General features: G+C 42.5%; 11 protein-coding genes. 8 read left to right on the forward strand and 3 right to left on the reverse strand.

The features are described 5' to 3' along the window. Positions 1-243 precede the first annotated feature (243 nt). From RR876_RS08150 to RR876_RS08170, 5 genes are all read left to right on the forward strand, one after another. Positions 244-1,146 carry a VacJ family lipoprotein gene (locus tag RR876_RS08150; protein ID WP_234963036.1) on the forward strand — a complete coding sequence of 301 codons (903 nt, stop codon included), beginning with the start codon at positions 244-246 and terminating at the stop codon, positions 1,144-1,146. A gap of 98 nt (positions 1,147-1,244) precedes the next feature. Beyond that, positions 1,245-2,213, forward strand: coding sequence for an RsbU family protein phosphatase GigA (gene gigA, locus RR876_RS08155; protein WP_332477290.1), 969 nt, complete (start codon positions 1,245-1,247; stop codon positions 2,211-2,213). A 112-nt stretch (positions 2,214-2,325) separates the two neighbouring features. Next, a complete protein-coding gene (gene gigB / locus RR876_RS08160) occupies positions 2,326-2,847 on the forward strand; it encodes an anti-anti-sigma factor GigB (RefSeq protein ID WP_004692241.1) in 522 nt (173 codons plus the stop codon). A 23-nt stretch (positions 2,848-2,870) separates the two neighbouring features. Beyond that, positions 2,871-3,695 carry a carbon-nitrogen hydrolase family protein gene (locus tag RR876_RS08165; RefSeq protein WP_332477289.1) on the forward strand — a complete coding sequence of 275 codons (825 nt, stop codon included), beginning with the start codon at positions 2,871-2,873 and terminating at the stop codon, positions 3,693-3,695. A 341-nt stretch (positions 3,696-4,036) separates the two neighbouring features. Further along, on the forward strand, positions 4,037-4,462 hold the full coding sequence (locus tag RR876_RS08170) for an organic hydroperoxide resistance protein (protein ID WP_005400731.1): 426 nt from the start codon (positions 4,037-4,039) through the stop codon (positions 4,460-4,462). A 43-nt stretch (positions 4,463-4,505) separates the two neighbouring features. Here the strand turns inward: RR876_RS08170 and RR876_RS08175 are convergent, their stop codons facing one another. Further along, positions 4,506-5,084 (reverse strand): hypothetical protein, encoded by a 579-nt coding sequence (locus RR876_RS08175; protein WP_332477288.1) that lies wholly within the window; start codon positions 5,082-5,084, stop codon positions 4,506-4,508. Between the two features lie 123 nt (positions 5,085-5,207). After that, positions 5,208-6,695: a type II secretion system ATPase GspE gene (gspE, locus tag RR876_RS08180; protein WP_332481853.1), complete on the reverse strand. Its 1,488-nt coding sequence runs from the start codon at positions 6,693-6,695 to the stop codon at positions 5,208-5,210. Positions 6,696-6,809: 114 nt separating this feature from the next. Here gspE and RR876_RS08185 point away from each other — a divergent pair, with 114 nt between their 5' ends. Then, positions 6,810-7,622, forward strand: coding sequence for a hypothetical protein (locus RR876_RS08185; protein ID WP_332477296.1), 813 nt, complete (start codon positions 6,810-6,812; stop codon positions 7,620-7,622). A 9-nt stretch (positions 7,623-7,631) separates the two neighbouring features. Beyond that, entirely contained in the window at positions 7,632-8,555 is a 924-nt protein-coding gene (locus RR876_RS08190) for a mechanosensitive ion channel family protein (RefSeq protein ID WP_218289398.1), read from the forward strand. A gap of 48 nt (positions 8,556-8,603) precedes the next feature. Here RR876_RS08190 and RR876_RS08195 read toward each other — a convergent pair whose 3' ends face one another. Continuing rightward, on the reverse strand, positions 8,604-11,300 hold the full coding sequence (locus RR876_RS08195; protein ID WP_332477286.1) for a DUF2339 domain-containing protein: 2,697 nt from the start codon (positions 11,298-11,300) through the stop codon (positions 8,604-8,606). A gap of 162 nt (positions 11,301-11,462) precedes the next feature. Between RR876_RS08195 and polA the strand changes: the two genes are divergently transcribed. Next, positions 11,463-14,228, forward strand: coding sequence for a DNA polymerase I (polA, locus tag RR876_RS08200; RefSeq protein ID WP_332477285.1), 2,766 nt, complete (start codon positions 11,463-11,465; stop codon positions 14,226-14,228). Positions 14,229-14,288 lie beyond the last annotated feature (60 nt).

The raw sequence follows: 14,288 nt of genomic DNA on the forward strand, positions 1-14,288 counted from the left end.
AGTTTTAATCAACATCACCGCCGATGGATGTGCATTCTACAGCATTTCCAAACCAACACAACCCCCTTTACTCAATTATTTATAAAAAAACCTCCAACTGTTTACTTATTCGGCAAAATGTCGCTTTTTTACTAACATTTCTTAAAATTTGATTTAACAATGAGCAATAAAGAGCTGTTAATATAGTTAAAAGATTATTTTTTTAATTCACCTGCTGATTATAAAGTTCCGGAACTCTTTTATATGCAACACATTCGCCACTTATGTGCTGGTCTACTGTTTGTAGGCTTTACAACATTTGCATTTGCTGAAGATGTAGCGCCTACAGCTGCCAGCGAAATAGATACCAGTGCTGATCCGCAAACAGCCCAATCTTCTTCGCTTAAAGAATTAAAGAATATTAAAGCAAAAGATTTAAAAGTAGATGCCAATGCAGCACAACCTGATAATGTAAAAGATCCGCTTCAACCTTTAAATAGACAAATTTTTGCCGTCAATGATGCTTTAGACCGTGCGATCGTTCGCCCAATTGCTGTGGAATATAAAGAAAAGATCCCTTCTCCGATTCGTGACTCTTATAGTGGCTTTCGTAAAAACCTTGGTGAACCTTGGAATGCGGTAAACCAACTTATACAAGGTCGTCCCGGTCGTGCCGCAAAAACGTTAGGTCGATTCACCATTAATACGGTAACTACTTTAGGTTTTGCAGATCCTGCTTCGCGCTTGGGTTTAGAAACTGAAGATGAAAACTTTGGTACGACGCTCGGCTACTGGGGTGTTCCATCTGGCCCATATCTAGTACTCCCAATTTTTGGACCCAGTACTTTCCGTGATGGTTTTGGCTTGGTTGTTGATGGCTATGCGCGCCCACAAAGATACATATTAGAAGATGAAGAAGGCCTATATTGGGCTGAACAGACTTTACGTGGTATTGATGTGCGATCACAACTGATTGATATTGAAGGTGCGATTCAAGGCGACAAATACTCCTCAATTCGTGATATTTATTTACAACGTAAAAACTTCATTATTGCTGAGAAAAAAGGCCAAGAAGCTGAAGGGATGTTCATTGATGATGTCGGTGATGATGATTCTTCTAGCTCTCCATCAACCAATGAATCGCATCAAATGTTAGATACGGAATAACAATGTATTGCAGCTAGGATTGAATTTTTTTTCTCTAGCTGTAATTTGCTTGTTATAGTAAAGCAATAGCTTAATGCTAAGGATAAGCCATTTTTTTTATGTATTTCATTCAACCCTCTCGCCATATTCCATATTTAGAACAGGTGCTAGACACGCTACCAAGTGTGCAAATGATTCGCATAGAAGACATTGATCTTTATGACCCGACTATTATTGCTATTGCCGATATCCAAGATTATTTAGATTATAAATGGACACTACCCACCATTGTCCTCGCCTTTGAAAATGAAGGTAGTGCTTTAGCCCAAGCATGGGAACTCGGTGCTTTAGCAGGCTGGATGTGGAATAAACTCCCCAGCAATCCTCAACAATCCTTACTCAAAATTGATGCACAATATAAACGTAATCAAGACAGTCGCGATCTACCTTCCGCAGCAGAGTTACAAAAGCGACTTTTACCAAATCCTATAGAACTCCAAAACTACACCGTCGAAACGTTTTTTCAGCCTTCTGCTTATTTGTCTGGGGACTGGTTTGATTATTGGAAAATTAGCGATAAAGAAGTGATGTTCTATTTGGCTGATGTATCTGGTCATGGGGTCACCAGTAGCTTACTAACCTCTTGGATGGCGGCTTTTCATGGTCGTGCCAAAACACCGCGTGAACTCATTAAGAAACTCAATGGCATGTTGGTCCAAGAGAATATTGAAAAGCACATCACCATGATTGCAGGGATTTTAAACCTCGAAACCCATCAACTTCGCTGGTCAAGTGCAGGACATTACCCCCCCGCAATTATCTTTGAGCCAAATCAAGCTCCTAGGATATTACATACCAGTAGTTTTCCTTTGGGCCTTACTGAAGAACTGGAAGTTGAAGAGCATGAATGTGTACTCAACCGTCATGCCCGCTTCATTATTTGTTCCGATGGCGCACTCGAACCCTTCAATGGTGGACTGAATGATCAGTTCACACAATTGGTCTATCATTTGCAAAATCAATCCTTTGAAGCACCAGAGCATGTTGCAGACGATATTGCTATTTTAAGTTTACGTCGAATGAATTAATCAAATTATCAATAACTTATTACAATATCCTATCTTCTAAGACTGTTAGATACTTGAGTAAGTATTTGCCCTATGGGATAATTTCCTATCCTTCTCTGCAAATGGCATTTATATGTCAACAGGTCATGTTGAATATGCAAGCTTGAATGGAACGCATATTTTTAAGCTTATTGGCGAAGTGCGTGCCCAATCTTGTATCAGTCTAGACAAACTTTTAAACCGTATTGAACAACAGTCAAATGTTGTTGGTGCAATCGTAGATTTAACCCAAACTACATTCATCGACAGCACTGTGTTAGGCATTTTGGCAAAGTTAGGCTTAAAGCTTAAGCAGATCCATAATATCCAAGCTGTCATGTTGTCCACCAACTCTGATATCACTACCTTAGCCAACAGTATGGGGCTAGGGCAGGTTTTTGTGATTTTAAACTACTGTGGCGATCCAAACGTTTGTACCCTCGAACTGATGGAAGAGCACATTACACATCGTAATATGTTAAACACCGTACTAGATGCGCATAAGACTTTGATGGAACTGAATCAAAGTAATCAAAATATGTTTGAACCTTTGGTCAAACAGTTGCAAAAAGAACAAGACAGCCTCGATCAAGTGTCACAGCAACAAAACGCATAACAACAAATTTTGTAGGCCCATTTATGACTTTACTTTCTGTTGTACAAATGAACTCTCAAAATGACATTGAAGCAAACTTCCTTGTCATTGAGTCTCTCATTCAACAAAGTAAAGTAAATGGTGCTGAACTTATTGTGTTTCCCGAAAACTTCGTTTGTTTTGCCGCAGGCAAACAACGTGAGACAGCAGCACAGTTTGAAGACATTCAAAAGCGTTTAGAAAATCTTGCTCATCAATATCAGATCTGGATCGTCGCGGGGACTCTCCCATGCCCGTTCCGTCCAGATGGTTCTGTTATTGAAGATGGTCGTGTTCGTACAGTCAGTCTTTGCATTAGCCCTGAACGTACTGAAGCACGTTATGACAAAATTCATTTATTTGACGTACAAGTTGGTGATGCTGTGGGTGGTTACCAAGAATCTAAGTTTTTTGAACCTGGTACAGATGTCGTTGTGGCAAAAACACCTTTTGGTAATATTGGCTTGATGGTTTGCTATGACTTACGCTTTCCTGAACTGGCTTTAACTTTACGCACGCGTGGTGCAAATATTTTGACTGCTCCTGCTGCGTTTACCTACACCACGGGGCAAATGCACTGGCAGTTATTATTACAAGCCCGTGCGATGGATAGCCAAAGCATCGTGTTAGGCGCCGCACAACAAGGCTGGCATGGTGAAAAAAGACAGACTTGGGGACATGCAGCGGCAGCCAATAGCCGTGGTCAAGTTTTGGACTTGATTCTTAATCCGGGCGCACAGTTAATTACGGTACCTTTTGACTTGGCAGAACAAGCTCAAATTCGTGAAAGTATGCCGTTGATGCAACATCGGAAATTAGTACAGTTTTAATCAAGCCGTGATCTTTTAAGACAACTTCATTCTTCGCACAAAAACTTCATATTGATTCACTTCTGCTCTTGCATTGAATATGCTTTAGCACACTAAATGCATGAGTCTCCCCCCTTTTTTAATTGATAAAGTTTCCGTACTTTCAGTTCTTATTCACATCTACAAGCCTCGATTGAGAACGGTTAAAGAAACAATAATAGCCATCCATATTATTGATTTTAAGCAACTAAACCATCAACTTAATCGCAAGCATTCTCTGTATAAATTTACAAAAACACTGCTTATTCTTTCTGCAATTTAGGACAGGATAAGGACTCAAATACAATATTCAGGGAATCACAATGTCTTTAGAAAAAGTAGTTTATACAGCACATGCCAAAGCAACAGGTGGCCGTGATGGTCGCGCAACCTCTTCTGATGGAATTTTAGATGTAAAACTTACCGTTCCTAAAGAAATGGGCGGCGCAGGTGGTGGAACGAACCCTGAACAGCTTTTTGCCGCAGGTTATTCTGCATGTTTTCTAGGTGCAATGAAGTTTGTTGCTAACCGTGACCAATTAAAAATTACACCTGATGTTTATATCGAAGGTGATGTAGGTATTGGCCCTATTCCAACAGGTTTTGGTATTCAAGTGACCTTGAACATTCACTTAGAAGGTTTAGAGCAAGCAGAAGCGCAAAAATTAGTGGATGCAGCACATATCGTTTGCCCTTATTCAAATGCAACGCGTGGAAATATTGATGTGACATTGAATGTGATTGTTTAAGTCATCTTTTCTATCCCGAAGTCATTGCTTTGGGATAGAGAGTTCATAACTTACAAGGGTTTGGAAATATCTTTTTAAATTTCTTTTGATCATCGATTTCATCTGCCAGCAAAATCAAATTTCCTTTTTGATCAAAATAAGAAGTGCCTTGGAACACAGTATATTGGGCAATATCAAAAATAGGAACATTTTGAAAAATAGGGTGCTGAGTACTGATCAAAGTATGTCTTTTTTTCGAATTTAATTGGCGAGCTGTGATTTTATTGTGTTCAGAATCAGTTTCAATTAAACAATTATTCTTCGTATCAATAGCGATAAATTCTTGAGTCGCATCATCTTCTTGTTTATTTCTCGATAGAAAACTATGAGCCTGACATGGGCTACCACATGACATTTGAACATGATAATAATTTTGATTTAAACGCTCAATATTTGGTGATTTCATACCGCCATAAACTTTTTCTTTCTTGCCATTGGTGCTTCTAATGACATCACAAGACCACTCCATTTCATCATTGCATTGTTTATAAACATTAAAAGTTTCATCTTTTGCAAAACTGAGTGGAGTAAAAAATACCATACCACTCAGCACACCAAACAAGGCTAAGGATTTATTCATCATTATAAAGTTCTTTATTTTCATTCTAAAAATAAAACGGACGCTGCCATACAAACACATCAGGTAATTTCAGGATAATACAACTACACGCATAACCCGTATCCACTAATCAGTATTCGACTGATATTATTCAGCCGCTTCATTGGTCACACGTAATACTTCTTCCAGTGTAGTTTTCCCCACCAACACTTTACGTAAACCATCATCACGAATAGAGCCTGAGTATTGTCGTGCATAACTTTCTAATTCATATTCAGCGGCATTGCCATGAACTAAACGACGCATTTGATCATCCACAGCGACAATTTCATAAATTGCCGTCCGTCCCGTAAAACCCGTATGTGAACAACGTTCACAGCCATTCGGTTGAGGTAACTGAAGCTCTGCTTTTGGATTCAAATGCTGAAACAGTTGTTTTTCAAAAGTATCGGCTTCATGCCATGTCACACAGTGACTACATAAGGTTCGCACTAAACGCTGTGCAATGACACCAATCAAAGAACTCGACAGCAAAAACGGCTCAATGCCCATATCTTTTAAACGGGTCACCGCACCAATGGCCGTATTGGTATGCAGTGTGGATAAAACCAAATGCCCTGTGAGCGATGCTTGTACCGCAATTTCAGCCGTTTCCAAGTCACGTATTTCACCCACCATTACTACATCAGGGTCTTGACGTAGCATGGCCTTTAAGGCTCTCGCAAAAGTCATATCGACTTTGGTATTGACTTGCGTCTGTCCAATCCCTTCCAGTTGATATTCAATCGGGTCTTCTGCGGTCAAAATATTTTTCGAACCATCATTAAGGTCCGAAAGCGCCGCATAAAGCGTTGTAGTTTTACCCGAACCTGTCGGCCCAGTGACCAAAATAATCCCGTGTGGTCGATGCACCAATTGGGTTAAACGCTCATAGTCAGGTTTCAATAAGCCCAAATGAGTCATGTTCAAACGACCGGCTTGTTTATCTAATAAACGCATCACCACACGCTCGCCATGTGATGATGGCAAAGTCGATACACGCACATCCACTTCACGCCCGGCTAAACGCAGTGAAATACGCCCATCTTGCGGAATCCGTTTTTCTGCAATATCCAGTTTTGCCATAACTTTAATACGAGATACTAATAACGGTGCGAGTTCACGGCGGGGTTGAACAATTTCACGTAATTGCCCATCCACTCGTAAACGCACCGATAGTTTCTTTTCAAAAGCTTCAATATGAATATCGGATGCGCCAACACGAATGGCTTCAGACAATAATGCATTAATCAAACGAACAATTGGAGCATCATCTTCTTGATCCATCAGATCTTCAGCTTCAGGCACTTGGTCAGCTAAACTGAGTAAATCGGGATGATCTTCTAAACCTGCGGCCACTTGTTGTGATTCGCCACTGTCCCCTGCATAGCTACTGCTTAAAAGCTGGTGAAATTCTTCATCACTACACAGTTGATGTTGTGCTGCCACACCTAAAAAACGACGTGCCTCTTGCAAAGCCAACAACGGCGTACTTTCACGGCGCACAATAAAGGCTTGATCGCCTTCGTAACGCAACAGCACGCCATGACGCTTCGCAAAACTATAGGGAATTTGTAATTGTTTAAGCACTTGCATCTTAAAATTATAATAATGATGAAAAATATTATTTTGAGTGTACTCTAAGCATATGACAGCGTGAAGTCTGTTTTTCACTGATTTGCAATATAAGGAAATGTGCTGTTGCCTAATATGAATGAACTGTTTGAATCGGATAGCCCCAATTTAAAATGGTGGGGGGAATACAACTTCGAGTTGAATCAAGCCCGTGCGTGGCAGTTCGGCTCATTACTTTTTCGCCTCACCCGCGGTCTACAAGAGTGGCGTTTAGAGTTTCATCGTCCTCAAGTTCAGTATGACTATGAGCAAAAATGGCATGCGATAGAAGACCCACATTTCGCCTTTCCACACCCCGTTGAAATTAAACGCTACATGTTTAAAAACACCCACCATACGATTCAACTGATGCCACGTTTGGCCGATCGTTCAGTGGTGATTAAACCTGTCGATCCGATTTATATTCCAGCGGGTCAGCGTGGGACGCTGTATATCAGCACCCCGTTATGGATTTCGGGTTTTATTGAAGGTCAGCGCGATCCCTTGTTTGATATTCCTGTGATTTTACCCAAAGAAACTTGGTTTGGGCCAAACCACCGTACAGGTGAAATTGCCTACGCTACGGCTGTCGATGGTCGAACTGAATTGCATCAACTAAAACCACGTGCATTTCGTGCAGTGACGCCCATTGAGTTCCACAACACCAGCCATTTACAACTGCGCTTCGACCGCATGAACGTGCCTGTTTCAGCCCTGCCTTTATTTTATAGTGAAAGTACGGGACGACTTTGGACATCACAAATTAAAGTCTTGCATGAAGGTGCTGATCGACCACCGCGAATTCGTATCGAAAACCGTACGCCTCCGCATGCAGGCAAAGTGATTTATGTGCATCCACCGCGCTCTTCGGCGAGTGCATTATTTAATATGTTTGATTCATTCTTCTAAGGGGGACAGATGCCAAACTCAAATATTCCCCAAGAAATTACCAGTAGCCTAAAAGGCATTTTTACCAACATCAATACAGAACGATTAACAGAAATCTTAATTGCCTTAGTGCTGTGTTTTGTTGGTTTTCTCTTGGCACGTCTGGTTTCAAATGCCTTTATCCGAACCATTGGCACCAAGTTTAACGCCCACCAACGACTGGTCTGGCGACGTGGTATTTTTTACTTTATTTTCCTAATTTTTGTGATGGCCAGCCTCAAAGAAGCTGGTTTTAAACTCAGTGTGTTTTTAGGCGCAGCTGGTATTTTGACGGTTGCTTTGGGTTTTGCCTCACAAACCTCTGCATCCAACTTAATCAGTGGATTGTTCCTGATTGGTGAAGGTTCTTTTGAAATTGGCGACACCATTTCAATCACCCTTATTCGTGGCAATACCATTGAAGGTGAAGTCATTTCAATCGACCTCCTCTCGGTTAAGTTACTCACTCAAGACAACATTTATGTACGACTGCCGAATGAACAACTGATTCGAGCTCCTGTTCACAACCTCTCTAAGTTCCCAATACGGCGTATTCCAATCACCCTAGCCATTAACTTTCATGAGAACATCATTAAAGTACGTGAAGTGCTGATTGATGTCGCCAATAAATATCCTTTGGTGCTGGCCGACCCTAAACCTGCCGTCACCGTAACCGCCTTTCGCGAGTCTTCGATTGAGTTATTATTTGCCGTATGGTGTCAGCAAGAACACTTTTTGCAAGTGCGTGATGAAATGCAGGAACGTATTCGTAATGGCTTCTTAGATAACCAAATCGAAATTCCTGTGCCGAAAATGGGCTTTGTCGATCATCCGCTTTCGCGTCCTTTATCCAATGAAGAAATTGATCAATATGCCAATGCACAAGCCTTGAAACGAGAACCGAACATCAAATAAATCGTCTCAGCTCCTTATATAAATCCAGACATAAGGAGCTGAACTTGTTTAATTGGTCTTTTCCTCAAGTTCAGGCATCGGCGCAATATACGCAATCACCAACATCACCAAACCAGCTCCTAAAAATGAAATCACGCGGGTGAGTGTCCCTATATGAGATAAGTCAAACAAGACTAATTTCAATGTCACCAATACCAAAATACAGCCACCAAAAATCCAAAGTGAGCGCAAATTACGCTTGGTTGCTGTCAGCATGCAAATGAACGCCAAACTGACCCAAAGCAAAGTAAAGCTCAATTGCACCAAAGCATTTTCCCACATTTCCCAGTCATTATAGGGTGTTAGGAAGTAGACATGCAGCGCACGTAGCACCACATAACTACTGAGCCAAAGTAGGCTCGACATCATCAAAATGGCACCCAGGCTTTTCTCCAAACCTGCTTTCATTTGCAAATTCAGCATCCAAATAAAACCTGTCAGCATCGCAATACTAACTAAGTCGAATGGATTGAAAATGGGTAACCAGTACCCTGCAAAAGCTTGTTGGCTAAAAATCTGAGAACACACGATCCAAAACAACATGAGCACTAAGGTATTGCGGGCCTGCCAAAACTTTCTCCATCGCGTTTGACTTGGCTGCGCATAACACCATGCAGCAAAGGTCAGCGGTAAAATGACCATGCTCAAATACGGCATACTTGGAATGAGGGTTAAACTGGTCAGCGTTAAACTCAATAAAGCCCCCAAACTCACCCACTCTAGCTCATCCTCCACACCCTGTAACGGGCGAAGCCACAACAATGTGAGCAATCCGCTCGTTAAAGCAAACAATAGGCGGTCTAAACCAGACGACCACATAATGACGCCATCATAGCTCAGGTCAACCAAGAAAATGAAGGCAACGGCATACAGCGGAATCAGGCCAATCCATTTGGGTAATAGCCATGACCAACTGGCTTTGCGGTAGAGCAACCATTCATTCAGTACTGTATATAAAAGCACAATAATCAGCAGCGCCATCGTTACCTGACTTTTACTGTCGATTTCATCCAAAAGTAAGATAAACAACATGCTGGTTGCTGAAAGTAGTTGTAAGCAAAAAAAGGCAATGGTGGCAAAGGACAACTGTTGTCTAAAGCGCTCTACACTGTTGGCAACAACAACCACAGCAAAATAACTCAGACACAGCGCCCAATAGACTTCCGTTGGAAAACGATTGAGCTCCACCACATAGTACAGACTTGAGAGTCCTGCCACGGCCAATAAGCCCATCGCCAAATAACGACTCAGGGCGGAATTTCGATATAAGGCATACATAAAGATCAGTGCACCCTCAACACTCCAACCCACCACACCCCACTGATCAGGCAGTAAAATAGGGGGAATCAGCGCCAAGAAGACCAAAGTCAAACTGAGATAACTTTGCGCAATCAGCTCAACGCTATGGGCTCTTTTTAGCAGTTGATAAAGCATGGCATAGAGCGCTGCAAAGCCTAGACTAAAGCCAGCCTGCCAAATCGTTTCCTCAAAATACATCACATACAAAAAAGCAAAAGCAACAATAGGTGCAGCAAAAATCAAAGCCACATCCAAGATCGGTTTTAACTTAAACTGAGTTAAATCCTCACGGGCCAACAGTTGGCTATAACGAAAACTCAACCAAATAAAGACCGTACTATGTGCCAAAACCAACACGGCCAGCATGTCTCGCTCAGACGCTTTACCCTGATAAAAGGCATAAGCTCCGCCTACGACTACCGTCATTAAAAAAGCAATTTGGTTGAGGACTTTCCACGGTCTGAACGTGCTTAAAACAGCAACCGCAATATTAATGACCAAATAATAAGCCACCAGTTCTATCGCAGTGGCATTCCGTACTGGCAAAGTAAAGGGTGCCAAATAAGCAATGATCAGCGCCATCAACGCCAGCTCAATCGACTGCTGTTTTAAACTAAGCCAAAGTGTAACTGCCATCACCACCACAAAGCACAGACTTGCAATCGCTAAACTTGCAATCACGCCGTTGTAGTAAGCAAAAAATAAGGTCAAAAATAAGCCTGACAGTCCAAGTGCTTCTAAAGCCAAAGCAAAACTGCGGTTCTTTTGTAGGAGCGCACAACCAAAGACCACAACACCTACACTTACCGCAGCAACGAGGCTAAGCTTGACCGCGAGACTCAACTGCCAATGTTCGGTGGCAAAGCGTAATAATAAAATAAGCCCTATCAGCAGTATCACAATCGCAACTTTTAAGACAGGATTGCCCTGCCAAAGCCAGCGTTTCACTTGCTCACTGAGACTTAAATCATCTGTGTTGTTTAGAGTAGTGGGGAAAGAGGGAGCCTTTTCAGATTTTGGGAATCGGTCAGATATCACCTGATATGGCTGTGCTTGCACGGATAACAATAGATATTCTAGGCGACGTAACCATCTAAAGAAAAAGAACAACCAACCACTGATCCCCAACCCAATGAGTCCGCCCCATTGCCCCACCATACCGATTAAAATAACGAAAGCAGCGAGGTAAAGCGGCACTTTTGACGTTGGCTGAAAAGCAATGCCCCGTTGTTCCGCCAAGGTCGTACTGGGGTGTTCAATGCTATCAACATAGTGCATAACACTCATGATCAAAGCAATTCCACACAATGCACTCAACAGCGGCACGGCCAGAAACCATGCTGCAATAGCAACAATCGTGAGCCCCATCAACCACATCATGCGAATTTCACGCTGTCCAGTTTGCATCCGTTCTCAATCTCTTTTTCTCATCTTCAAATAATACATCAGCTTGTAGTACATCTTTAAGCGCATAACCGTAACCATCTATGCCAATCGGTACATCAATACACTTTGTTCTGCGTCAAAATCACGTACAATGAACGGGTTATTTGGATAAGGAATCTTGCAATGCCACCATTTGTCTTGGTCGATGGCTCATACTTTTTATTTCGTGCTTTTCATGCTTTGCCACCGCTCACCACGTCAACTGGCTTACATACCAATGCAATTCGTGGGGCAATTTCTGCCATCCAAAAACTGATGCGTCGTACCCAGCCAACACATATGGCAGTCATTTTTGATACGCCAGAACCAACTTTTCGTCATGTGCTATCGCCAATTTATAAAGGTGACCGCCCAAGTATGCCTGAGGAATTATCAGAACAAATTCCATACTTGCATGCCTTAATTCGTGCTTTGGGTATCCCCTTATACATGCTCCCAGGTGCAGAAGCAGATGACATCATCGGGACTTTAGCCAAACGTGCAGAAGCCGCGGGACAGCAAGTGCTGATTTCCACAGGCGATAAAGACATGGCACAGTTGGTGACCGATAAAGTCACCTTAGAAGACAGCTTTAAAGACAAGCCGATGGATGTGAATGGTGTGTTTGAAAAGTTTGGGGTGTGGCCAAACCAAATTATTGACTATCTGACCTTAATGGGCGATGCCTCTGACGGCATTATGGGTGTTCCAGGTGTTGGTGCAAAAACTGCGGCAAAACTGTTAACAGAATACGGCTCAATTGGTGGCATTTTAGAAAATGTCGATAAAATTAAAGGCAAAGTCGGTCAAAACATCAAAGAACATGCCGATGGCATTGCTCTAGATCACCAACTGGCAAGTATTGTCTGCGACTTAGAGACAGGACTGACCTTTGACGATCTCAAACTCCAAGATCCGAATACCGAAGCCTTGCGTTCACTGTATACAGAACTTGAATTCCGTCAACAGTTGCAATCGCTTGATCATCCAAACAATCCCAATAGTGCAACCTACAAACAAGCGACGCAACACATTGCTAAATCAGCGCAGTCTGAAACCGCCATCAATACAGAAGATCAGGCCGTTCAAAGCAGTGTCGATGACCAACTGGGTCAAGCGAACTACCATACTGTGCTCAGTGCGGAACAGTGGGCACAATTATTCAAACGTTTAAGTACAGAAAAACGTTTTGCCTTTGATACCGAAACCACAAGTTTAGACTATCGCGTAGCGCAAATTGTTGGGTTTTCGGTCGCATTTGATGCTCAAGATGCCTATTACGTTCCACTTGCGCATGATTATGAAAATGCACCTGTGCAGCTAGAGCGTGAACAGATCTTGGCGCAAATTAAACCTATTTTAGAAGATGAGTCGGTTCAAAAAATTGGTCATCATTTGAAATACGATGCGCATGTCTTAGAAAATCATGGCATTGAGCTGAAAGGCTGGTATTTTGATACCATGTTGGCCTCTTATGTACTCAATGCTGTGGCGACTCGTCACGGGATGGATGACGTTTCACGTCTCTATCTAAGCCACTTAACCACCACTTTTGAACAGGTTGCGGGTAAAGGCGCAAAACAGAAAACCTTTAACCAAATTGAGATTGAAACCGCCGCGCACTATGCGGCTGAAGATGCCCATGTGACCTATCGCCTGTTTGAAGTGCTCGATGCCAAACTGCAAAAGCACCCTGAACTGGTCAATATTTTGCACAATGTCGAAATGCCAGTTGCTCGTGTCCTGACCATCATGGAAGAAAACGGCATTGAATTGGATCTAAGCTTTCTTGACCAACTCGGTGTTGAGTTTGCCAATACCATGGCCAATCTTGAAAGCCAGATTACAGAATTGGCTGGACAAAGTTTCAATGTCAGCTCGCCGAAGCAAGTCGGTGAAATTTTGTTTGATAAACTCGGACTCAAGGGCGGCAAAAAAACCGCAACAGGTCAGTACAGTACGTCTGAAAGCGTTTTAGAAAAGATTGACCATCCGATTACCGAGCTGATTTTAGACTATCGTGGTTTATCCAAACTAAAAAGCACCTATACCGATGGCTTATTAAAACAAGCCAACAGTGATACCCATCGTGTGCATACTAGTTACCACCAAGCACTGACCGCAACTGGTCGTCTGTCTTCGACCGACCCCAACTTACAGAACATTCCTGTGCGTGAGGAAATTGGACGTCAAATTCGTAAAGCCTTTATTGCACCACAAGGTCGCGTGCTCTTGGCAGCCGATTATTCACAAATTGAACTGCGTTTAATGGCGCATTTCTCCCAAGATGAAGCCTTGGTCGATGCTTTTAATCATGGGCAAGATGTACACCGTCGTACAGCGGCTGAGGTCTTAGGTGTCGCACTTGAAGATGTTACTTCAGACCAACGTCGTCAGGCCAAAGCAGTCAACTTCGGTCTACTCTACGGCATGTCTGAGTTTGGCTTAACCCGTCAACTCGGATTTAGCCGTGAAGAATCGCGTGGCTATATTGCGAAATACTTCCAACGTTATCCGGGCGTGCTCGACTATATGGAACGTACCCGTCAAATTGCACGTGAACAAGGTTTTGTCGAAACCATTTTAGGCCGTCGGTTGTATACGCCCGATATTATGGCAAGCAATAAAATGATCAAACAAGCGGCTGAACGTGCCGCAATTAATGCACCGCTGCAAGGTTCTGCTGCGGACATTATTAAAATGGCGATGATTGCTGTTGATCAAATGCTGCCTAAAGATCAAGCCAAAATGCTACTACAAGTACACGATGAATTGGTTTTTGAAGTCGATGAAAATATTGCAGATGAACTAGCTTCGAAACTGGCAGACGTGATGCAATCTGTTTTGCAAATTTCTGTGCCATTGTTGGTTGAAGTCGGCAAAGGTCGAAACTGGGATGAAGCCCACTAAAACATTTGCGCCTTTCTCCTAGAAGGAAGGCTGGTATGGAGGTCATTTGCCTCCTAGAAG

It is taken from the genome of Acinetobacter sp., assembly GCF_036666595.1.
In the GTDB taxonomy this organism is placed as follows: Bacteria; Pseudomonadota; Gammaproteobacteria; order Pseudomonadales; family Moraxellaceae; genus Acinetobacter.